Raw genomic sequence first — 19,900 nt, forward strand, 5'->3', positions numbered from 1 at the left:
CAACCGGGCAACCTGGCTTAGTGCAGCTCTACGGCGTAGTCATCCACCGGGGTGATTTTCTTGATCAGCTTGTTATCAAACAGAAACTGTTCGTAGGCCTGGTAGCGGGCGCGGTCGAGTTTAGCCGGGTCGGTAGCAAACAGCGGTAGGCTTGCCTGCCAGGCCTGCTTATTCAGCTCGGTATTCAGTTCTGCGTGGGCTTTGGCAAAGGCCTGCCAGGTTTCCTGCGGATGCGTCTGCAGGTACTCGTTGCCTTTTTTCAGCGCGGCGAAGAATTTTTTGATCTTCGGTTCATTCGCCGTTTTACGATTCGCCACAAAAATCAGCTCATCGTAGGCCGGGACGCCGTAGTCCTCGACGTTAAACACCACCGGGGGTTTACCCTGAAGCTTCAGCTCGAGCGCTTCGATATTGCGGTAGCCGCCGATCACCGCATCCACCTGGCCCGCCAGCAGGGCGCTGGTGAGCTGGAAGTTGACGTTGATGAGCTTCATCTCTTCCGGTTTGACGTGCTCATGCTCAAGCATGGTGGCAAGCGTCGCCTGCTCGATACCGCTGACGGAATAGCCGATTTTTTTGCCTTTAAGATCCGCTGGTGATTTGATGTTCTGATCCAGCGTCATCACCGTATTCAGCGGGGTGTTAATCAGCGTCCCGACGCGCACCAGCGGCAGCCCCTGATCGGCAAAGAAATGCAGCTGTGGCTGGTAGGTAATGGCCAGATCGGCCTGCCCGGCGGCAACCAGGCGCGGCGGCAACGCCGGGTCGGATGGCGGGATGATCTTCACGTCCAGCCCTTCGGCCTTAAAAGCGCCAATTTGTTCAGCCACCATAATGGGCGCGTGATCGGGGTTAATGTACCAGTCCAGCACCAGGGTCAGCTTTTCAGCGGCGGAGGCCTGAGCGGCAAAGGCGGCGGTGAGCAGCAGGCCACACAGCGTTTTTTTCATCTTCTTAATTCCTTAATTAAGGCGGTTATTCGTTGTTTTCAGGCGACCAGACAATCAGCCGCCTCAGCAGGGCATCGACCGCCAGCCAAAGCAGAACGGTCATCAGGACTAAAATAAACAGCGCGGCAAAGCAGACGTCGGTTTGCATGCGGGCGTTGGCGTTTAGCATGACGTAGCCCAGCCCTTCGGCAGAGCCCACCCATTCGCCAATAATTGCCCCGATGGGGGCGACGGCGGCGGCCATGCGCAGCCCCGAGCCAAAAGCAGGCAGCGCCGCCATCAGCCGAACGTGCCTCAGCTGCGCCCAGCGTGAAGCCCCCATCGTGCGGGCCAAATCCAGATAGTCGTTATTCACTCGGCGCAATCCGTCAAAGAACGACGACACCACCGGGAAGAAAATCACCAGCACCGCCATCGCCACTTTGGCGCTCATGCCAAAGCCGAACCACAGCACCAGCAGGGGTGCGAGGGCAAACACAGGGATTGCCTGACTGGTGAGTACCAGTGGCATCAGCCAGCGCTGGAGGCGGGGGGAAAACATCATGCCCAGCGCCAGGCCCGCACCGAGGAGCACGCCCAGAATTAGCCCGCTGATAATCTCTGAGGCGGTGACCAGCGTGTGCCAGGCGAGATAATCGCGGCCATCCCATAACGCCAGTGCCACCGAAGCGGGAGAGGGCAAAAGAAAGGCGGGAATATTGCCGAGGGTAAGCAGATACCAAAGTAGCAGCAGCCCGGCAAAGACGGTCAGCCCACGGCGCAGGCGTGTAGCATGGGTGTCTGAAGTCAGCTTCATTCGGCGGCCCTGATCAACTGTTGCAGCAGCCCGGCCTGGCTTTGGAGTAGATCTACATCGTCCGGCGCGCGGGGCGGCTGCCCGGCAATAACATGCGTATCGTCGATGCCCGCAGGCCAGCGGGAGAGCACCAGCAGGCGATGGCTGAGCCGACAGGCTTCCATCGGATCGTGAGTGATCAGCAGCACGGTATTTTTTGCCAGCAGCCTGGCCGCCAGGTCCTGAATGGCCGTGCGGGTGATGGCATCCAGCGCCGAAAACGGCTCATCCATCAGCACTATCGGGCGCTTTTCGTAAAGCGTTCTGGCGATGGCGGCACGTTGCCTCATCCCGCCCGATAGCGAAGCTGGCAGGGCTTTGGCATAGCCAGCCAGCCCGACCTGCTCAATCAAATGTTCCGTCCATTGCCTGTCGACCGCGTCACCACGCAGGCGAGCTCCGAGGGCCACGTTCTGCTCAATGCTGAGCCACGGGTAGAGCAAATCTTTCTGCCCCATCCAGGCGATACGCCCGGCAACCGGCAGGCCGTCGCTGCAGGTCACGCTTCCGCCACAGGCCCGCGCCAGCCCGGCGATAATTTTTAGCAGGCTGGTTTTACCCGCCCCGCTCGCGCCCAGCAGGGCAACGAAGCTGCTGCCGGGAATATCAAAATTCAGCCGCTCAAAAATGGTCTGCTGGCCAAAGCGCAGGCTGAGATCGCGCACCTGAATGCCCGGCGAAGTCGCGCTGTCGGTCATGAGGCATTCAGCCCCATCTGCCAGAACGCGGATTCAAGCTGCGTCGCGGTGGTAAAAATCTGTGATAGCTCTGAGAAACGGCTTTCCGCGCCACGCTGGTGGCCTACGTTTTCGAGCAACTGCACAGCGGCTTGCACGCCGGTGAGGTAGCCTTCATCGCCATAGTTACGGATCCAGTTCGCGTAGGGATTGCCTGCCATCACCGTGTCGGGGCTATGCAGCAGGCCAAGGCCGATTTCTGCATATCCGGCCACGCAGGGCAACAGGGCAGCCAGCAGATCGAGCGCGTCGCCTGAATGGCCAATATCCAGCACGTAACGGGTGTAATTCATGGTTTCTGGCGCTTCCGCCTCGGCCACTATTTGCGCTTCGTCCAGGCCCCAACTTCGACAGTAAGCCACGTGGAGCGGCAGCTCGGAGACAATGGCATTCAGCGATGCGGTCGCGGTGCGCATTTCCGGCAGCGTGCGAAGCTTGCTGACCAGCAGGGCGTAGGCGCGGGCAAAATGAATCAGGAAAAGATAATCCTGGGTCAGATAGCGCTTGAATGCGGCTTCAGGCAGCGTGCCGACAGCAAGCTGCTGCAAAAAAGGGTGATCGACGTAATCCTGCCAGTGCTGGCCGGCCTGCTCGCGCAGTCGTCCGTAAAGACCGTTTTCGAAAAGTGGGGTGTACATGGGACCTCCTGGGTAAGTGGAGATCCGGGCGCGCAGAGGTATGAACAGACAATAACAGAGCTGTGATTGCCGACCGTCCCTTCGCTGGCATGACCCAGATCAGGTTCAAAGGGTTCGGCTTACGCCATCTCAGCCCATACAGGACACCCCTCGGAGGTGCCTGTTATACGACATTTACTTTTTGATTACAATCGCCGGGCGCTGTGTCTGACCTTGCTGAAAGCGACGATCCGTTTAGTGCGGTATCGCAATATTTTGCTGGCACTCGGGGCGGGAATTTTGTCACTGTAGGCCGGTTACCTACGAGTCTAAGGATGATATCCGATGAAAAAGATTGGCTTTCTCTCGTTTGGCCACTGGTCGCCTGCCGCCCAGTCCGGCACGCGCTCTGCGGCGGATACGCTGCTGCAGTCCATCGACCTGGCCGTTGCCGCCGAAGAGCTTGGCGCTGACGGCGCTTACTTCCGCGTGCACCATTTTGCTCGCCAGTTAAGCTCGCCTTTCCCACTGCTGGCGGCCATCGGGGCAAAAACCAAACGTATTGAAATCGGTACCGGCGTGATCGACATGCGCTATGAAAACCCGCTCTATATGGTGGAGGACGCGGGAGCCGCGGACTTGATTGCCGGGGGCCGACTGCAGCTTGGGATCAGCCGTGGCTCGCCGGAGCAGGTGATCGACGGCTGGCGCTATTTTGGCTATGTGCCAGGGGAAGGAGAAACCGAAGCCGATATGGCGCGCCGTCATACCGAGGTTTTTCTTGAGGCGCTGAAAGGGGATGGTTTTGCCGAGCCGAACCCGCAGCCAATGTTTCCTAATCCACCGGGTCTGCTGCGTCTGGAGCCGTTTTCTGCCGGGCTGCGGGAGCGAATCTGGTGGGGGGCGAGCTCCAATGCGACTTCGGCGTGGGCCGCGAAGTTAGGGATGAACCTGCAAAGCTCCACGCTGAAAACCGATGAATCCGGCGAGCCGTTTCATATCCAGCAGGCGAAGCAAATCCGCGCTTATCGGGCCGCGTGGAAAGAAGCGGGCCATAGGCGTGAGCCGCGCGTTTCCGTCAGCCGCAGCATCTTCGCGTTAATGGACCAGCGCGACCGCAACTACTTCGGCGGCAGCGGCAAAGAAGGCGATCAGGTTGGCTACATCGAGCCACAAACCCGGGCCATTTTCGGCCGCAGCTATGCCGCTGAACCGGAGCTGCTCATTAAGCAACTGGCGCAGGATGAGGCGATTGCCGAAGCCGACACGCTGCTGTTAACCGTGCCAAACCAGCTGGGCGTGGATTATAACGCGCACCTGATCGAATCTATTCTGAAGCACGTTGCACCGGAGCTGGGCTGGCGCTAAATAAAACAGGGAAAAGGTCATGCTATGAACCCGGATTTTTACTGGATTAATGAGCCAAAAGTCTGGCAAGAAGGCGACGGCGGGCTGACAGTTGTCACCGATGAACAAACCGACTTCTGGCGCAAAACATGGTACGGGTTTGAGCGTTTCTCCGGCCATTTTTATGGCTGCAACGTGCAGGAGGATTTTACCTTCCAGGTGAAGGTCAAAGCTGAATTTAGCGCACTCTACGACCAGGCCGGTATCATGCTGCTGGGGGATGAATCCCACTGGCTAAAAGCGGGCATCGAGTTTAACGACAACGCCCCCACCATTGGCAGCGTGTTGACGCAGGGCCATTCCGATTGGGCAACCGGTGTATTTCCCGGTCAGGCAAATCTGTTCTGGATGCGCCTGACCCGAAAAGGTGACAGCCTGCGGCTGCAGTATTCCGTTGACGGCAAAAGCTGGCCGTTGCTGAGACTGGCGCATTTCCCCGGATTCGACGCATGCAGAGTAGGCGTGATGTGCTGCACCCCGCAGCGTGGCGGGCTGGCGGTGAACTTCGAAGAAATGATGCTGAGTGCCGCGCTGGATAAAGGACTGCACGATTTAAGTTAATCAGCCGTTTAGTCGGGCGGCGCCCCGCCAGACATTTGCCAGGCAGCGTTTCTCCTGGCGGGGACAAAGCCGGTAACGGGGCAAATGTTTTTCCGTTGGACATTGAAAATAAAGTGCAAACGCTTCGCGCTTCATTCAGCCCGGTATAATTCGTAGTATATTGTGAGTATTCATGGTTATCAGGTGCTCTTCATGTCTTACTCCATCGGCGAATTTGCCCGGCTCTGCGGGATAAACGCCACCACGCTCCGTGCCTGGCAGCGTCGTTACGGCCTGCTCAAGCCGATGCGAACCGATGGCGGTCATCGGCAGTACAGCGACGAAGATATCCAGCAGGCGCTTAACATTCTCGACTGGGTGAAAAAAGGGGTGCCGGTCAGCCAGGTTAAGCCGCTGCTGGCCCGGCCTGAAACGCGCCGGGCGAACAACTGGCTTGGCCTGCAGGAGAGTATGCTGCAGCGGCTGAATGAGGGGAAAATCGAATCTCTTCGCCAGCTTCTCTACGATGCAGGCCGGGAATATCCGCGCGCGGAACTGGTGACGGAGGTTCTACGCCCCCTGCGCAGTAAAGTCTCGGCTAACGTGCCGGCCATCATGACCCTGCGCGAAATTCTCGACGGCATCATTATCGCCTACACCTCGTTTTGCCTCGAAGGGGATAAAAGAGCGCCCGGTGACAACTGCCTGATTACCGGCTGGCATCTGAGTGACCCCTGCGAAATCTGGCTGGAGGCGCTCAGGCGAACCGGCCAGGGACACCGCATCGACGTGCTTCCTGTTCCGCCAGCCGTTCTGGCCCCGGAAATCTTTCCTGACCGAAAATGGCTGCTGGTCACCTCCGGTAAGCTGACGGCGACCCGTAAAAAGCAGCTTGAGCTCTGGCAGCAGCAGGGCGCTATGCTCGAGATAATTCCCCTCTAGGGTCGTTTTCCCCTCCACAATATGCTCATCCAACGGCCCGCTGAAAACGCGGCGGGTTGAGTTTTGCTGTTGAAAAATGGAATTTTCCATATCGTTTTTCTGTTATTAGTTCATTGAAATGGTTGGTTTTTTAAAAATATCACAATCTAAACTTGGACAAATTTAAGTATTTGTGCAAGTTTTAAGTATACGATAACGTCAGGTGCTTCACCGCGAGGGTGAAACTCATGGGCATAATGCCAACCGCCATTCATCGCTTTGTGGATTATTACGCCGGGCTGGACAAGCAGCCGCTCTCGGCGCTGGCCGGGCTTTACGCCGCCGATGCCATACTCATCGATCCGTTTGGCGAGCATCGAGGATTGGCTGAGATCCAACGCTACTTCGCTCACTTGTTGACCAGCGTGGCGTATTGCCGTTTCGCTATCGATCCTCCGCTATGCGACGAGGCGCGTTTTGCCGTCAGTTGGACCATGCACTGGTCTCACCCGAAGGTCGCCGGAGGAGAAGGGCTGTCTTTGCCTGGCTGTTCGGTCGTTGATCTCGAGAATGACCTGATCGTTCGCCAGCGCGACTACTACGATGCCGGAGAAATGCTGTATGAACACTTGCCCCTGCTGGGCTGGGCGGTTCGCAGCGTGAAAAGCAGGGTGCGCCCATGATGACTGTCCTCATTACGGGCGCAAGCTCCGGCATCGGTAGTGGGCTGGCAAAATCCTGGGCCGATGAGGGGCATCGCGTCATTGCCTGTGGCAGAGATGCGGCGCGGTTGGCCACGTTGCAACAGCACAGTTCAAACATCGCGGTGCGCCAGTTCGATATGACCGACCGGGATGCCAGCCGTGAGGCGCTGGCCGACTGCCGGGCTGATTTGGTCATCCTCTGTGCAGGAACCTGTGAGTACCTGGATAACGGTCGGGTGGATGCCGCGCTGGTTGAGCGGGTAATGGCGACCAATTTTCTTGGGCCGGTCAACTGCCTGGCCGCGCTTCAGCCTCAGCTTGTTTCCGGCAACCGCGTAGTGCTGGTCAGTTCGATGGCCCACTGGTTGCCTTTCCCTCGGGCAGAAGCCTATGGCGCTTCCAAAGCCGCGCTGACCTGGTTTGCCAACAGCCTGCGCCTGGACTGGGAGCCGAAAGGGATTGCCGTCACGGTGGTCTCACCGGGCTTTGTGGACACACCGTTAACTCAAAAAAACGATTTTTCCATGCCCGGCCGGGTGAATGTCGATGATGCGGTGAAAGCGATCCGCCGTGGCCTGGCTAAAGGCCGCGATGAAATTGCTTTCCCGACGGGATTCGGCCTGGTAATGCGTCTGTTGGCGGGGTTACCCGCCAGTCTGCAGCGTCTCTTTTTGCGCAGGATGGTGCGCTCATGAACATCGCTATTATCGGCAGCGGCATCGCCGGGCTGACCTGCGCCTGGCGGCTCGCAGGGCATCATCAGGTCACCCTTTTTGAAGCTGGCTCCACCGTGGGAGGCCACACTGCCACCGTGGATGTGGCTACGCCGCAGGGCACTTATGCCATCGACACCGGTTTTATTGTCTATAACGACAGGACTTATCCGCGGTTTATGGGCCTGCTGAGCGAGCTTGGCATCCGTGGGCATAAAACGCAGATGAGTTTTTCGGTACATAATCCGCAAAACGGGCTGGAATATAACGGCCACACATTTAGCTCGTTGTTCGCTCAGCGTCGCAACCTGATTAACCCGGCATTTTGGGGGTTGCTAAAAGAGATTGTCCGTTTTAACCGGCAGGCAAAAGCCGCGCTGACGGGAGAGGTCGATCCCCAGGCGACGTTGCAGGACTTCCTTGCTCAGCAACAGTTCAGCGCCTTTTTTGCACGCCACTACATTTTGCCCATGGGAGCCGCTATCTGGTCTTCGTCGCTGGATGAGATGCGCCGTTTTCCTCTGGCGCTGTTTCTGAGCTTCTTTGAGCACCACGGCCTGCTGGATATCACCCAGCGTCCCCAGTGGTACGTGGTACCCGGTGGTTCACGGGAATACATCCGGGCAATGCTGGCGCAACTGGGCGAAAGGCTGACCGTGCATCTTAACGCCCCGGTCCAGCGGGTTAGCCGTCATCACGACGGCGTTACCATCCAACTGGAACACTCAAACCAGGCGTTCGATCAGGTGATTTTTGCCTGCCACTCTGCTCAGGCGCTGGCGATGATTGAGCACCCCACTCAGGCCGAACGTGAAGTGTTGGGGGATATTGGCTGGCAGCGCAACGAGGTGGTATTGCACAGCGATCGCCGCTGGTTGCCGGTGCGCGAACGCGCCTGGGCAAGCTGGAACTATCGCCTGAGTTCCCAGGAGCAGGCCAGCGCCTGCGTCACATACAATATGAACATCCTGCAGGGGTTGCCGAAAGAAGCCCCGCTGTTTTGCGTGACGCTGAACCCGGAAACGCCCATCGATCCCCGCTTCGTCTGGCAGCGTTTTGTCTACGAGCATCCACTCTTTAACCCGCAAAGCTGGCGGGCGCAGGCACGTCGCGGCGAGATAAACGGCCAGCAGCGAAGCTGGTTCTGTGGTGCCTATTGGTACAACGGTTTTCATGAAGACGGCGTGCACAGTGCGCTGGATGTGGTGCAAGGGATTGCGACCGGAGGAGGGCAATAAGATGAACAGTTGCCTTTATGAGGGGATCTTGCGCCACCGCCGCCTTCAGCCTAAAACGCACCACTTTACCTACCGCGTGTTTATGGCCTGGCTTGATTTAGACGAGCTTGATGCGCTGCCGGGGATTGGCATCCGCCGTAACCGTTTCGCCGCTGCCGCTTTTCACGATGCGGATTACCCGCTGGGTACGCCGCTCAAAGAGAAAGTCCTTGCGCGTCTGAAAGACCTGACGGGGGAGCAACCTGCAGGGCGAGTTATGCTTCTGACCCAGCTGCGTTACTACGGTTTCCACTTTAACCCGGTCAACTTTTACTACTGTTATGCCGGCGACAACACCCTGCGCTGGGTGCTTGCCGAGGTGCGTAATACTCCGTGGAACGAGCGTCACTACTATGCTGTAGATGGGCAGACGCCACGTCCGAATGAAAAAGCCTTCCATGTTTCGCCATTTAACCCGATGGACATGGTGTACCACTGGCGTTTTAACCCCCCCGGCAAAACGCTGCACATGCATATTGAAAATCATCAGGCCTCGAAAGTGTTTGATGCCACGCTGTTGCTGCGCCGTCAGGCCCTGACGCGCAAAAATCTGACGTCGATGCTGCTGCGTTTCCCGGCTATGACGTTAAAAACTGCGGTCGCCATTTACTGGCAGGCGCTGCGGCTGTGGCTCAAACGTGTGCCTGTTTACAATCATCCGGCCAGCAGGAGTGAACGTTCATGACCAATCCCGCCTTTGCGCTTGAACCTGATATGCCGCGCAGCGTCCGTATCGCACGCTGGCTGCTGTTTCGCTTGTTGAGCGGCATAGAGCAAGGGTCTGTCACCGTGCGTGAAGGATCGCAGGCCTTCCATTTTGGGGATACAACCGCCTCACTTAGCGCCGGGGTGCAGGTTAACTCCCCGAGAGTTTACTGGCGAGTGCTCACCGGCGGGAGCCTGGCGGCCGCCGAAGCCTGGATGGACGGTGACTGGGAGACCGAAGAGCTAACCCCGTTGCTGCAAATTCTTGCGTTAAACGGGCGTGTTCTGGGGCGACTGGAAAACGGTTTCCGCCTGCTGGGTAAACCCGTGGAACGTTTTCGCCACTGGACGCGGCGTAATCACCGGGAGCAGGCGCGGGAAAACATCGCCGCACATTATGATTTGGGCAATACCTTTTACTCGCTATTTCTCGATCAAGAGCTGCTTTACTCCAGCGCGCTGTTTGCCTCTGATGAGCAGGATCTTGTTCAAGCCCAGCGTGCAAAAATGGCGCGCCTGTGTGAACAGCTGACGTTAAAGGCAAGCGATCATCTGCTGGAGATTGGCACCGGTTGGGGGGCGATGGCGGAGTACGCTGCTTCTCACTATGGCTGCCGGGTGACCACCACCACGCTGTCCCAGGAGCAGTACGACTGGGCGAAGGCACGTATCGCCCGTGCGGGACTGCAGGACAGGGTCGAGGTGCTGCTTTGCGATTACCGGGATTTGACCGGGCACTATGACAAGCTGGTTTCGATAGAGATGATCGAGGCCGTAGGGCAGCGTTATCTGCCCGCGTTCTTCTGCACCTGCCAGGCACGCCTGCGCCCCGGCGGGAAAATGGCGATTCAGGCCATCACCATTCAGGACCAGCGCTACCGGGACTACAGCAAAAGCGTCGACTTTATTCAGCGCTACATATTTCCCGGCGGTTTCTTACCCAGCGTGACGGTGATGAGTGACCTGATGACCCGCCACACCGACTTTGTCGTGCGCAACCTGTTTGACATGGGACCCGATTACGCCCGCACGCTGGCGCACTGGCGGCAGCGTTTTATTCATGCCTGGCAGGAGATTGAAGCGCTGGGGTTTGACGACCGCTTCCGCCGGATGTGGCTGTATTACTTCGGCTACTGTGAGGCCGGATTCAACGCCCGCACCATCAGCGTGGTGCAGTTGACCGCAGAGCGGGTATGAAACGCCCTCTGCAGCTGTGCCTGTTGGCTATTGCGTTCGATCTCTACTGGACGCTGGTGGTGCTGTTTCGCGAGCGGGGGCTGATCTTATGGCTGGTCCTGTCGTTACTGGCCTGGTGGCTGCTATCCCCCGCTCACAGAGTCAGTGTGCTACTGCTGGCGGCTGCGGGTAGCGCGTTGGATGCCTTCTGGGTGGTAACGGGCTTAATCGCCTTTGACGGCGGCGGGGTTTTACCGTTGTGGATGGTTGCACTGTGGCTGATGTTTGCCAGCGTCTGGATGCGGATGGCGTGTCTGTCAACGTTGCCGGGATGGGTATTGACGCTGATGGCGACGCTGGGCGGCCCGGTAGCTTATTGGCTGGGTAAACATTTAGGCGCCATCACCTTTCTGGCACCGACGTTTATTGTCGCGCTTTGGATGGCTGCGGGCTGGTTCACGCTCATGCTGTTTTTTCATCTTTTACCGGGGAGGCGAACATGAGAGGCGTTCTGTTGATGCTGCTGTGGCTAAGCGCGCTTTCGCCTGCCGCCCACGCTGACGACTGGCTTAGCTGGCGCAAAGTGGGGGACGCGACCCTGACCTGGGGGCCGTTTACCGTCTATACCTCTCAGCTGCGGACGCCGGATGTGCGCTATCAGGGGCTGACGCAAGATCAGGCGCTGATCATTACCTATAAGCGCGATATCGACAGCCAGGAGTTGGTGGATGCCACCCGCGAGCAGTGGCAGGCGCAGGGCATCCTGGCCAGCGAACCGCGAAGTGAAGCCTGGCTGCGGATGCTGCAAACGCTTTGGCCGGATGTCACGGCTGATACGCAACTAGCTTTTGTCCTGACTGACGGGCAGGGCCAGTTCTGGTACCGAGCTTCTGCGGCGCAAAAAAACTTTACGCCATTAGGGCCGCGGCAGACTGCTGATTTCAGCACCTGCTTTCTGTCCATCTGGCTGGGGCCCCGGACGCAATATCCTGAGCTGCGTCAGCAGCTGACCGGAGGTGAAAAATGAAACGCATACTGTTACTCGCGCTGGGTGGGCTGATGCTGTTGGCTGGCTGTAGCACCGAGATTACTGATTATCGTCACCAGCAGCCTACGCTAGACATCTTCCATTATTTCCAGGGCAAAACTGAGGCGTGGGGCATGGTGCAGGATCGCAGCGGGAAACAGCTGCGCCGCTTTCACGTTGAGGTCGACGGCAATGTGGTGGGGGACACCCTGACGCTGAATGAACATTTCCTCTATGACGATGGGGAACAGCAGCAGCGGGTGTGGCGCATCCGCCGCGTCAGCGCGGAACGCTTCGAGGGTACGGCCGGGGATATCGACGGCGTGGCGACGGGCCAGGCCGCAGGCAACGCTTTTAACTGGCGCTACAGCATGAATGTTAAAGCCAACGGCAGCACCTGGCTGCTGCACTTTGACGACTGGATGTACCTCCAGGACGACAAACATATCTTCAATAAAACCGAGATGAAAAAATTCGGGGTTACCGTAGGCACAGTCACGCTGTTCTTTACCCGAAAAATTTAGTCAGAGAGGATAAAGCGATGAGCACCAAACCTGTGATTGGGATCAGCGGCTGTTTAACCGGTTCTGCCGTGCGATTTGATGGCGGGCACAAGCGAATGGCCTTTGTCATGGAGGAGCTGGCGCAGAGCGTGACCTTCAAACCGGTCTGCCCGGAAATGGCTATTGGTCTGCCTGTTCCCCGGCCCGCTCTTCGCCTGGTGAAACTGGGCGAAGGGGAGATCAGAATGCGTTTTAGCCAGGCGCCGCATGACGACGTCACGGAGAAAATGGCTGATTTCGCCACAAACTACGTCTCGGGTCTGGATGGGCTGGCTGGATTTATCGTTTGTGCTAAATCGCCGAGCTGCGGGATGGAACGTGTCAGGCTGTACGACGTGAAGGGCAACCCTGGCCGCAAGGAGGGCGTGGGGACGTTCACCCAGGCGTTGCTGAAGACATTCCCCTGGCTGCCGGTGGAAGAAGATGGTCGCCTGCACGATCCGATGCTGAGGGAAAACTTTGTGGAGCGCGTTTTCGCGCTGCATGAACTGAACACGCTGCGGGCTAACGGCCTGAGCCGCCGCGCGTTACTCGATTTCCATAGTCGGTACAAACTTCAACTGCTGGCGCACCATCAGGCGGGCTACCGCGAGATTGGCCCTTTCGTCGCCTCGATGCATGAGTGGGACGAGCTCGACAGCTTCTTTGTGGCCTACCGTGAGAAGCTGATGGCAATCCTTAAAACGCCCGCCTCGCGGAAGAATCACACCAATGTGTTGATGCATATTCAGGGGTATTTTCGTCCCAGGCTGAATACTCGCCAGCGCGGTGAGCTGCGGGATGTGATCCTGCATTATCGCGACGGGTTGTTGCCGATCCTGGCGCCTCTGACGTTGCTGAAACATTATCTGGCGGAGTACCCGGATCGCTATCTGCTGACGCAGAATTACTTTAATCCTTATCCGGATTATTTAGCGCTGCGGCTCGGCGTAAATTAACTGACTAAAAGAAGGAGGCCGAACCTGCATTCGGTCTCCGCTTAGCGCTGTGGCTGCAACTGATAAATCCAGGCGTTGACGGTGCGGCCATCAGGCGTGGTAACCTCGACTTCGACCCTGTCGTACCCGTCTTCAAACTCGTCCAGCATCGGCCAGTTTTCGCTCAGGTTTTGGGATAAAAACAGATAGCCGTGAACCTCCGGGCCATTTTTATCCAGCACGATGCCGGGAAAGTCGGCGGCAGCGCCCCAGCCGCGTTCGTAGAAAGTGCCGCGCACATAGCCCGGCAGCCACTCGCCGCCGATGTTTTCCATAATATGGACGTTAACGTGGCCGGGACGAAGCGTGCCGTAAACAAACAGTGATTCCATTTTTCCTCGACGCGTAACGCCACTAAATCAGGACCAGAGCAGGGGATTCAACATACGGCGTATTGCGGCGGCTGGCAACGGGAAAGCAGGGGGATTAATTCAAGGGATGCATGCTGATGAAAATCGTCGGCATACTGGTACTGTTCAGTGGCGGTGTCGTGATAGTCACTCTGTTTATTAAAACCCTAGCCAAGAACATAAACATCACCCGTTGCCGGAGAGACTGCTTCTGGCAACCACAAGCTGCCCCATTTACCCGTACAATGACAACCCAGTATTTTATCTGGTTTATGGCGATGTAGAAATTTCCTTACCTTCCAGAGCTTAAGGGGTGACGCACAGCGTAGATGAAAGCCACCGAAAATAGCATGAATATGATTTATCCCGGTTATATTCTGGCAGTGGCGTACGATATCAATCAATCCACGGTGACCACAGCCGATAAAAATGATCAGCCCAAAGTCGGATTTATAAATTAAAACTCCTTCATCTTTTACATAATCCGTTTCCGTATTTTTACGACCGAGAACACCGTAGGCATGCGGTTTGGCCACAGGGATCTCTCCTGACCACATAAAACGTTCCCCGATATGTAGTGGGGTTCTGCTGTACTCCATACGAAAACGTGAAAAATCATTATCCAGTGATAATTTTTTTATTCTGGCGGTATAGCCTGAAAACCTTACTGCCGAGTAGCGCTCATTCGCCACCATGGGATGGCATATTATCCGGCATGTATCTGAGAGCCACGGAACACCGCCACAATGGTCATAGTGACCATGGGAAAGTACAGCCGCGGTCAGGTTTGTCAAATCGACGCCCATTAAACCTGCGTTGTGCATGAAGCTATCATCAGGGCCGGTATCAAACAGAATTGAATCATTTTCATCCTGTATCAACAGACTAAGTCCGGCCTTAGCACGCAGCAAATTTTTAGCTCCGGGCTTAAGTCGGTTTTCCAGCAGGACGCTGACGGTTATGGACATGTTCGCTCTTCCCTGAAGTGATTCGTTACCGCCAGGCGGCGATAACTCTGTGAGACGCAGTCAATAATACTTCATTCCTGGAGGGGAACACGATTTATATACAGGCAGCATTTGCTTATCTGAAAGCAATGTATGAGGAGGAAGGCAGGGCCTAACTAAAGCTGGGATGCTTTAATGACCACAAATTTTTCCCGATTCAGAGATGTATGATAAGCAAAAAGCCCGCTTAAGTTTCCTTAAGCGGGCTTCTTAAATTTGGCTCCTCTGACTGGACTCGAACCAGTGACATACGGATTAACAGTCCGCCGTTCTACCGACTGAACTACAGAGGAATCGTGTGAACGGGGCGAATATTAGCGTTAGCCATAAAACCTGTCAACAGTAAAAGTAACGTATTAATTCATATGGTTAAATTTACATCTCGTTGCTGATTAATGCACCGTATTTCCGGCAGTGCCGGGGGAGTTTTCACGCTCAACCAGCCGCTGGAGCGGATCCTGCCCGTAGAACTGGCAAAAGCGCTGGTAAAGCGAGGCGAAACGCGGCGTGAAAAGCTGCGGCGCGCTGAAGAAATATTCGGAAAGCACGGCAAAACATTCAGCTGGATCGGTGGCGGCATAGGCGTCGATGCTGGCGGCATTTTCGCCCACCATGTCGATTTCATCCTGGATGCTGTTCATCGCGGCGTGGAGGTCGTGTTCCCAGCCGGCCACATCCCGCAGCGCAATTAACGGCACACCGCTGGCGCGGTCGCCGTTGCGGCTGTCCAGCTTGTGGGCAACTTCATGAACAATCAGGTTGAACCCGGAGGCGTCGAAGGAGTCCTGCACGTCCAGCCAGTTCAGAACGACAGGGCCCTGCTGCCAGCTTTGCCCGGACTGCACCACCCGCTGGCTATGCACCAGGCCGAAGTCGTCCTGCCATTCGTCATCCACAATAAACGGCGCGGGGTAGAGCAAGATTTCGTGGAAACCGTCCAGCCATTCAATGCCCAGTTCCAGCACCGGCAGGCAAAACAGGAGCGCAATACGGGCGCGCTTCAGATCGTCCAACTCAAAACCCTGCAGCGGCACCAGCCGTTTTTGCTGTAAAAAACGATCCGCAAGGCCAATTAATTTCTGCTGCTCGGTTTCACTGAGTGATGCCAGCACGGGAATGGCTAACGCTTGCTCCCACGGTAACGCGGGGGCGGCGCTTGAATCACTTGCTTTCCAGGGCCACTTAATCATGTTACTTGCTCGCAAAGTCATCGTTTGAACTGAAACGAAAGAACCCAGACTGTTAAAATGCCGCATAACCTGGCATGATGGCAACCACCAGAACGGAGAGATGCCGGAGCGGCTGAACGGACCGGTCTCGAAAACCGGAGTAGGGGTAACTCTACCGGGGGTTCAAATCCCCCTCTCTCCGCCAATTATTCAAGCACTTATCGCATTTCATTTCAGTGACCAATCTCTCGCTCCCGCAATACAGATAACCTTATATGTAACAGTAACGCCTGGCATCGGCTGCGATTTCCCTGTTGTTGAAATACCGCCGCGCATTAAGTTCTATACTCTCCCGAGGATTTTGTACAACGGGAAAAAATATGCTTAATACTTACGTTATCCTTGCCATTTCTATATGTGCAGAAACGCTGGCGACCACCATGATGAAAGCCTCTGACGGGTTCAGCCGTCTGGCTCCCAGCGTGGTGGTGGTTGTGGGCTACGCAATTTCATTCTATGGCCTCTCCCAAGTGGTGAAGACCATGAATATTGGTATCGCCTATGCGATCTGGGCGGGGATGGGGATCTTCCTGGTTTCGGTGATGTCATTTCTGTTTTATAAACAAAAACTCGATCTTCCGGCTATCGCAGGCATGTTGTTTATTGCCGTGGGCATCATGATTATTCAGCTTTTCTCAAAGTCTGTTACCCACTGACCGCCGTTAATAACGGCTATTCCCCGGCCTTACTGTTGTCGCGCCACTTGAATGTGACGCGCTGATACCATGGCTCGGGGACAGGGTGAACGATGCTGCGTAGTGCTCTGGCGTAATCCATCACCAGCCCCGGAGTCCAGGCCATAGAAGTGGCACGTTTACGCACCTGGGCGGCTATCCAGAGCTCGGGCATCGCGAGCGTTCTGAGTATGGACAACCAGCTTCGCGTATGTTTTGAAAGCACGCCATCCAGCGACGCTTCAAGAGCGTAAGCAACGCTGCTCGAGCAATTACGGTAGGTGAGGTTGTAAGTTTTTGTCAGCTTGTAGGCACTCCAGAAACGCTGTAAGGCTTTGCCATTGTAATGATGGAAATAGATCTTGCGATCTGACTGGCACCACTCTGCGGATTCAGTGGCATAGTCAGGCTGATACGTTCCCGGCACATCATTATCGCGTGTGGCCTTAAGCGTATTCAAAAACTCGGCTGGCGACCTATCAATGTCTTCTGCAGGATAAAGGCTGATGTAAAGATCAGGTGGGACTTCAAGCGCGGCGTGGCCCGTTGATATAACACCTTCGGAGTCTACTGCGGCGATATAGCGGTTGATGACCGGCCGTGGAATTGTTGACGCGCTGGCTGTACCTTCCGGGGTCCAGATATGTACGGTTAGCGGTTCACGAAAATCAACGTTCGCGGGTTCGGCGAGGTTAGGCTTGATATTCGTGCCTTTTTTCACTTCAACACCTATTCCTGCAGGCACTAAAAGGTCGAAGACCGAGATACCTTCTCGCAGCCTTGCAACGCGAAGTGCAAGACGTACGGTATGGATCCCGCTGAAAATCATCAGTGTTCCCAGGAAGAACGATACCGTAGCTTTATAATGCGTAGGCCAGGGGCTGAACATAAAAAAGGCGAACATAATTTGCGCTAAACCGGTGATCAGGGTGCCCTTCCAGTGGGGGAAACGTACAATCCACGCCGAGAAAATAACGAACAGGCCAATGACGAAATAAGCAAAACCAAACACGATGGCCAGCAGCAAATTGCTGTAGGGCTGATTGGATAAGATAAGCAGCGAGACGAAACAAAAAATCCCCCCCTTAAAGTAAAGCACGGCTTTTTGCGCTCCGACTCCGCCGGAAGCGATGCTCAGCGTTACCAGACTTTCCAGCAGCAAAAGCAGGCCAAAAAAGCGCAACGGGAAATACGTCACGCCGTCCAGACCGTCCAGGAAAATAGCCAGTCCGAGCAGGCTCCAAAGACTCCCCAGCAGGATCAGATATTTAACCCTTGAGCGCATAAAGTCGACGCCGAACAGTAACAACGCAATCTGAATCACAAGTTTGTCTCTCCTTAAAAAGTGCTCACGTCCGTGTTTAGATAGCCAGATCATAATGGCTGACCTGCCAGTTTCCGACAATAATGCTTGTCCCGCCGTTGGACATAGCAACGCCGCCGCTGTCAACCAGCGTGAGCCATTCATCCTCATTCACCTTGATACGAAATATCAGGGGTTTGCTTTGGTTCGGAACAGGAGAGAGCCAATGCTGCCGAAGTTTTTCCCGATCTGAGGGATGTACCTGCGCCAGGACTCGCTCGATGGTGTCGAACGCTTGGGGGGAAGTTGAACCCAGGAGTGAAGAGAGATCGTTTTCCCAGTTGAAAATACCGGTTTCAGGCTCCAGTCGATAAAGTATGCCATTACCCGCCAGTCGGCCAGTGTCCGGATTGAAACGCGTCGTAGAGCGGCTTAACACTCGCACAAAGACGACCAGTAAGGCGGTCGCAGAGAGATAGCTCAGCGCCAGCAGCAGGGATTCGGTGAAGCTAAGGCCGTGGAGAAAGAAGGGCCCCTGATGCTGGTCGGTAAAGTGGATAACAATCGCCCCCAGTGTCAGCAGGCCAATCGAGCCTCCACGATTCCCCCAGACCAGGGAAAGCATTAGCGTCAGCACAATCGGTAAGCAAGAAAGGGCAAAATAGAGCGCGGCGGCTTCGGTTCTGAGCCAGGTCCCGCTGTAGTCGAAAATAAACACCGTTGCGGCACAAATCAGCAGTAACAGCGCCAGACCTGTCAGACGGGAAGACCAGGTAAGAGCGGCCTGGAGGCCACGCTTATTCACGAAGCCCATGACGATGGTCGTTGCGAAGAAAATCCCGGTCACGTCGGCAACGAATCCATTCCAGATGGTCTTTGTTATCGGCTGGTCGGTGAAATACGCGTAGCCTCCGCCGACGATTAGCGCATCGAACAGGCTGACAATAAAGGTGGCGCAGATCCACAGCAGGATGACGTGCAGGTCGTCATTGGGCCGAGAGAAACGGCGTACCAGCCAGGCAATAAGCACGTTGGCAGGCATCGCCAGCAGCGAATAACCCAGCGTGGTTAAAAAAAGAGGCAGGCTGTGCCAGGCTTCGTCCTGCAGGATGCTTGCTACCGCGAAGATAAGGATAAGAGCAGGGTAGTCACGCCAGCGGGCAGACAATAAAGCCGCTACGGCAACGCCCGATGGGAACCAGACAATCGCTATTGCGGAGTTCGGGTCGTCAAATTTTAGCGAGATAAGCCCGGACAGATAATAGACCAGCCCCCACAAAAGCAGGATAGCGGTTTGCTGCAGCCAGGAAGGGAAATACGTTTTCATTTCTCGTCCATTTTTAATTCAGGAAAGCGCGCAGCATTCCGCTGTCGGGCGTTATTTTACGTAAAGGCTAACAATCCTTGGCTGAAAACACAAAATAGGGCCATTTACTAGACTTCAGACTGCATGCCGCGCATCGACTTTCTCTGCTGAGAAAATAGCCCTGACGTTAGCCGCTGAAGGTTGTATTTGCCCTTCATGTTGATGATTGTCTTCTATATCTTGCTCGTGGGTCTGCCCATGCGACCCGGTTTCTGCCACGATGCTTTGCTTATAAAGATCGGGGCGTTCTTCGGCTCCCGGGCATACGCAGTGGGAAGCGGGAGAGGGGATCAAAGCGGTACGCAGAGATTCCCGAAGTTCGCGTTGCACCCATTTCATGGCCTGATTTGGCATCGCTGAGACGGACATTTTCCCCGCCAAAAGACAGGGCTTCACGTTCCAGACCATCAATAAAATATCCTTGCGGGTCCCTGCATCGGTCGAATGATAAATTTTCGCGGATGTCAGGTGCGAGCTGGCCTCAGCTTCCCAGCTATAAACCAGCAGGGCAACAGTATCACTTCGGTCATTCAGCGGCTTTACCGTGGGTTTAAAAATGCCGATGACAATCAGTGCGGCCAGCATACTAAGCAGTAAGCCACTGCACAATAACAGCAGGTGTTGGCTGTTTTTTTTAAGCAAAAATAAGCGTGTTTTGAACCCGGACATCCCAACCAACTCCAGGGCTGAATCGGTCGTTTCCAACAAGAAAATGCCCCTCATCTAACCCGAATTTAATAAGCGAAACAGCAAAACCTTTATGTAAAAATTAGATTAATTTATTGTGAATAAAATGCTCTGAAAGCAGAGGGTTATTACTAT

Annotated in this window: 23 protein-coding genes, 2 tRNA genes and 1 riboswitch; of the genes, 14 read left to right on the forward strand and 11 right to left on the reverse strand. The window is 55.6% G+C overall.

The features are described from left to right. Nucleotides 1-17 precede the first annotated feature (17 nt). Genes ACR6JA_RS03710 through tenA form a run of 4 tightly spaced genes read right to left on the reverse strand, consistent with a single transcriptional unit; the run spans nucleotide 18 to nucleotide 3,160 of the window. Complete coding sequence (locus ACR6JA_RS03710) at nucleotides 18-950, reverse strand: ABC transporter substrate-binding protein (RefSeq protein ID WP_213716383.1); 933 nt, start codon at nucleotides 948-950, stop codon at nucleotides 18-20. 25 nt (nucleotides 951-975) lie between these two features. Beyond that, a complete protein-coding gene (locus tag ACR6JA_RS03715) occupies nucleotides 976-1,746 on the reverse strand; it encodes an ABC transporter permease (protein WP_213716382.1) in 771 nt (256 codons plus the stop codon). Then, nucleotides 1,743-2,483, reverse strand: a complete 741-nt coding sequence (locus ACR6JA_RS03720; RefSeq protein ID WP_213716381.1) for an ABC transporter ATP-binding protein — start codon at nucleotides 2,481-2,483, stop codon at nucleotides 1,743-1,745. The genes ACR6JA_RS03715 and ACR6JA_RS03720 overlap by 4 nt, the downstream gene beginning before the upstream one ends. Beyond that, nucleotides 2,480-3,160 (reverse strand): thiaminase II, encoded by a 681-nt coding sequence (gene tenA / locus ACR6JA_RS03725; RefSeq protein WP_213716380.1) that lies wholly within the window; start codon nucleotides 3,158-3,160, stop codon nucleotides 2,480-2,482. Before tenA ends, ACR6JA_RS03720 begins: the two co-directional genes overlap by 4 nt. A 59-nt stretch (nucleotides 3,161-3,219) precedes the next feature. Then, nucleotides 3,220-3,321: riboswitch (TPP riboswitch) on the reverse strand. Between the two features lie 163 nt (nucleotides 3,322-3,484). Here tenA and ACR6JA_RS03730 point away from each other — a divergent pair. The 12 genes from ACR6JA_RS03730 (at nucleotide 3,485) to ACR6JA_RS03785 (ending at nucleotide 13,110) form a co-directional block, all read left to right on the forward strand. After that, nucleotides 3,485-4,507 (forward strand): LLM class flavin-dependent oxidoreductase, encoded by a 1,023-nt coding sequence (locus ACR6JA_RS03730; RefSeq protein WP_213716379.1) that lies wholly within the window; start codon nucleotides 3,485-3,487, stop codon nucleotides 4,505-4,507. A gap of 24 nt (nucleotides 4,508-4,531) precedes the next feature. After that, nucleotides 4,532-5,107: a DUF1349 domain-containing protein gene (locus tag ACR6JA_RS03735; protein ID WP_494492900.1), complete on the forward strand. Its 576-nt coding sequence runs from the start codon at nucleotides 4,532-4,534 to the stop codon at nucleotides 5,105-5,107. A 192-nt stretch (nucleotides 5,108-5,299) separates the two neighbouring features. Next, nucleotides 5,300-6,028, forward strand: coding sequence for a MerR family transcriptional regulator (locus ACR6JA_RS03740; RefSeq protein ID WP_085540480.1), 729 nt, complete (start codon nucleotides 5,300-5,302; stop codon nucleotides 6,026-6,028). Nucleotides 6,029-6,255: 227 nt separating this feature from the next. Next, the gene (locus tag ACR6JA_RS03745) at nucleotides 6,256-6,690 is read left to right on the forward strand and encodes a nuclear transport factor 2 family protein (RefSeq protein WP_213716496.1); all 435 of its coding nucleotides are present in this window, start codon (nucleotides 6,256-6,258) and stop codon (nucleotides 6,688-6,690) included. Beyond that, nucleotides 6,687-7,406, forward strand: coding sequence for an SDR family NAD(P)-dependent oxidoreductase (locus tag ACR6JA_RS03750; protein ID WP_213716494.1), 720 nt, complete (start codon nucleotides 6,687-6,689; stop codon nucleotides 7,404-7,406). Before ACR6JA_RS03745 ends, ACR6JA_RS03750 begins: the two co-directional genes overlap by 4 nt. Continuing rightward, nucleotides 7,403-8,662, forward strand: a complete 1,260-nt coding sequence (locus ACR6JA_RS03755) for an NAD(P)/FAD-dependent oxidoreductase (protein ID WP_213716492.1) — start codon at nucleotides 7,403-7,405, stop codon at nucleotides 8,660-8,662. The genes ACR6JA_RS03750 and ACR6JA_RS03755 overlap by 4 nt, the downstream gene beginning before the upstream one ends. 1 nt (nucleotide 8,663) lies before the next feature. Next, nucleotides 8,664-9,386, forward strand: coding sequence for a DUF1365 domain-containing protein (locus ACR6JA_RS03760; protein WP_213716490.1), 723 nt, complete (start codon nucleotides 8,664-8,666; stop codon nucleotides 9,384-9,386). Further along, on the forward strand, nucleotides 9,383-10,603 hold the full coding sequence (locus tag ACR6JA_RS03765) for a class I SAM-dependent methyltransferase (protein WP_494492901.1): 1,221 nt from the start codon (nucleotides 9,383-9,385) through the stop codon (nucleotides 10,601-10,603). Before ACR6JA_RS03760 ends, ACR6JA_RS03765 begins: the two co-directional genes overlap by 4 nt. Beyond that, nucleotides 10,600-11,085, forward strand: a complete 486-nt coding sequence (locus tag ACR6JA_RS03770; RefSeq protein WP_494492902.1) for a DUF2878 family protein — start codon at nucleotides 10,600-10,602, stop codon at nucleotides 11,083-11,085. The genes ACR6JA_RS03765 and ACR6JA_RS03770 overlap by 4 nt, the downstream gene beginning before the upstream one ends. Continuing rightward, nucleotides 11,082-11,609: a chalcone isomerase family protein gene (locus ACR6JA_RS03775; RefSeq protein ID WP_494492903.1), complete on the forward strand. Its 528-nt coding sequence runs from the start codon at nucleotides 11,082-11,084 to the stop codon at nucleotides 11,607-11,609. The genes ACR6JA_RS03770 and ACR6JA_RS03775 overlap by 4 nt, the downstream gene beginning before the upstream one ends. After that, a complete protein-coding gene (locus tag ACR6JA_RS03780) occupies nucleotides 11,606-12,133 on the forward strand; it encodes a DUF3833 domain-containing protein (RefSeq protein WP_494492904.1) in 528 nt (175 codons plus the stop codon). The genes ACR6JA_RS03775 and ACR6JA_RS03780 overlap by 4 nt, the downstream gene beginning before the upstream one ends. Before the next feature lie 17 nt (nucleotides 12,134-12,150). After that, on the forward strand, nucleotides 12,151-13,110 hold the full coding sequence (locus ACR6JA_RS03785; protein ID WP_494492905.1) for a YbgA family protein: 960 nt from the start codon (nucleotides 12,151-12,153) through the stop codon (nucleotides 13,108-13,110). 41 nt (nucleotides 13,111-13,151) lie between these two features. Here the strand turns inward: ACR6JA_RS03785 and ACR6JA_RS03790 are convergent, their stop codons facing one another. The 4 genes from ACR6JA_RS03790 to mtfA form a co-directional block, all read right to left on the reverse strand. After that, nucleotides 13,152-13,481: a gamma-glutamylcyclotransferase family protein gene (locus tag ACR6JA_RS03790; protein ID WP_494492906.1), complete on the reverse strand. Its 330-nt coding sequence runs from the start codon at nucleotides 13,479-13,481 to the stop codon at nucleotides 13,152-13,154. A 185-nt stretch (nucleotides 13,482-13,666) separates the two neighbouring features. Further along, nucleotides 13,667-14,467 (reverse strand): MBL fold metallo-hydrolase, encoded by an 801-nt coding sequence (locus ACR6JA_RS03795; protein ID WP_494492907.1) that lies wholly within the window; start codon nucleotides 14,465-14,467, stop codon nucleotides 13,667-13,669. A 256-nt stretch (nucleotides 14,468-14,723) separates the two neighbouring features. Then, nucleotides 14,724-14,799, reverse strand: a tRNA-Asn gene (locus ACR6JA_RS03800). A 99-nt stretch (nucleotides 14,800-14,898) separates the two neighbouring features. Continuing rightward, the gene (gene mtfA / locus ACR6JA_RS03805; protein WP_494492908.1) at nucleotides 14,899-15,696 is read right to left on the reverse strand and encodes a DgsA anti-repressor MtfA; all 798 of its coding nucleotides are present in this window, start codon (nucleotides 15,694-15,696) and stop codon (nucleotides 14,899-14,901) included. A 94-nt stretch (nucleotides 15,697-15,790) separates the two neighbouring features. Between mtfA and ACR6JA_RS03810 the strand changes: the two genes are divergently transcribed. Both ACR6JA_RS03810 and ACR6JA_RS03815 read left to right on the forward strand, forming a co-directional pair. Beyond that, nucleotides 15,791-15,880 (forward strand) — tRNA-Ser (locus ACR6JA_RS03810). 175 nt (nucleotides 15,881-16,055) lie between these two features. Further along, nucleotides 16,056-16,391, forward strand: coding sequence for a DMT family transporter (locus ACR6JA_RS03815; RefSeq protein WP_213716473.1), 336 nt, complete (start codon nucleotides 16,056-16,058; stop codon nucleotides 16,389-16,391). Between the two features lie 16 nt (nucleotides 16,392-16,407). On the opposite strand, the gene ACR6JA_RS03820 is transcribed toward ACR6JA_RS03815, so the two are convergent. From ACR6JA_RS03820 to ACR6JA_RS03830, 3 genes are all read right to left on the reverse strand, one after another. Then, nucleotides 16,408-17,733, reverse strand: coding sequence for an HdeD family acid-resistance protein (locus ACR6JA_RS03820; protein WP_008458056.1), 1,326 nt, complete (start codon nucleotides 17,731-17,733; stop codon nucleotides 16,408-16,410). A 37-nt stretch (nucleotides 17,734-17,770) separates the two neighbouring features. Continuing rightward, a complete protein-coding gene (locus tag ACR6JA_RS03825; protein ID WP_494492909.1) occupies nucleotides 17,771-19,039 on the reverse strand; it encodes an MASE1 domain-containing protein in 1,269 nt (422 codons plus the stop codon). 114 nt (nucleotides 19,040-19,153) lie between these two features. After that, nucleotides 19,154-19,783 carry a hypothetical protein gene (locus ACR6JA_RS03830; RefSeq protein WP_494492910.1) on the reverse strand — a complete coding sequence of 210 codons (630 nt, stop codon included), beginning with the start codon at nucleotides 19,781-19,783 and terminating at the stop codon, nucleotides 19,154-19,156. Nucleotides 19,784-19,900 lie beyond the last annotated feature (117 nt).

The sequence above is a fragment of the Cedecea sp. B1(4) genome, from assembly GCF_059414925.1.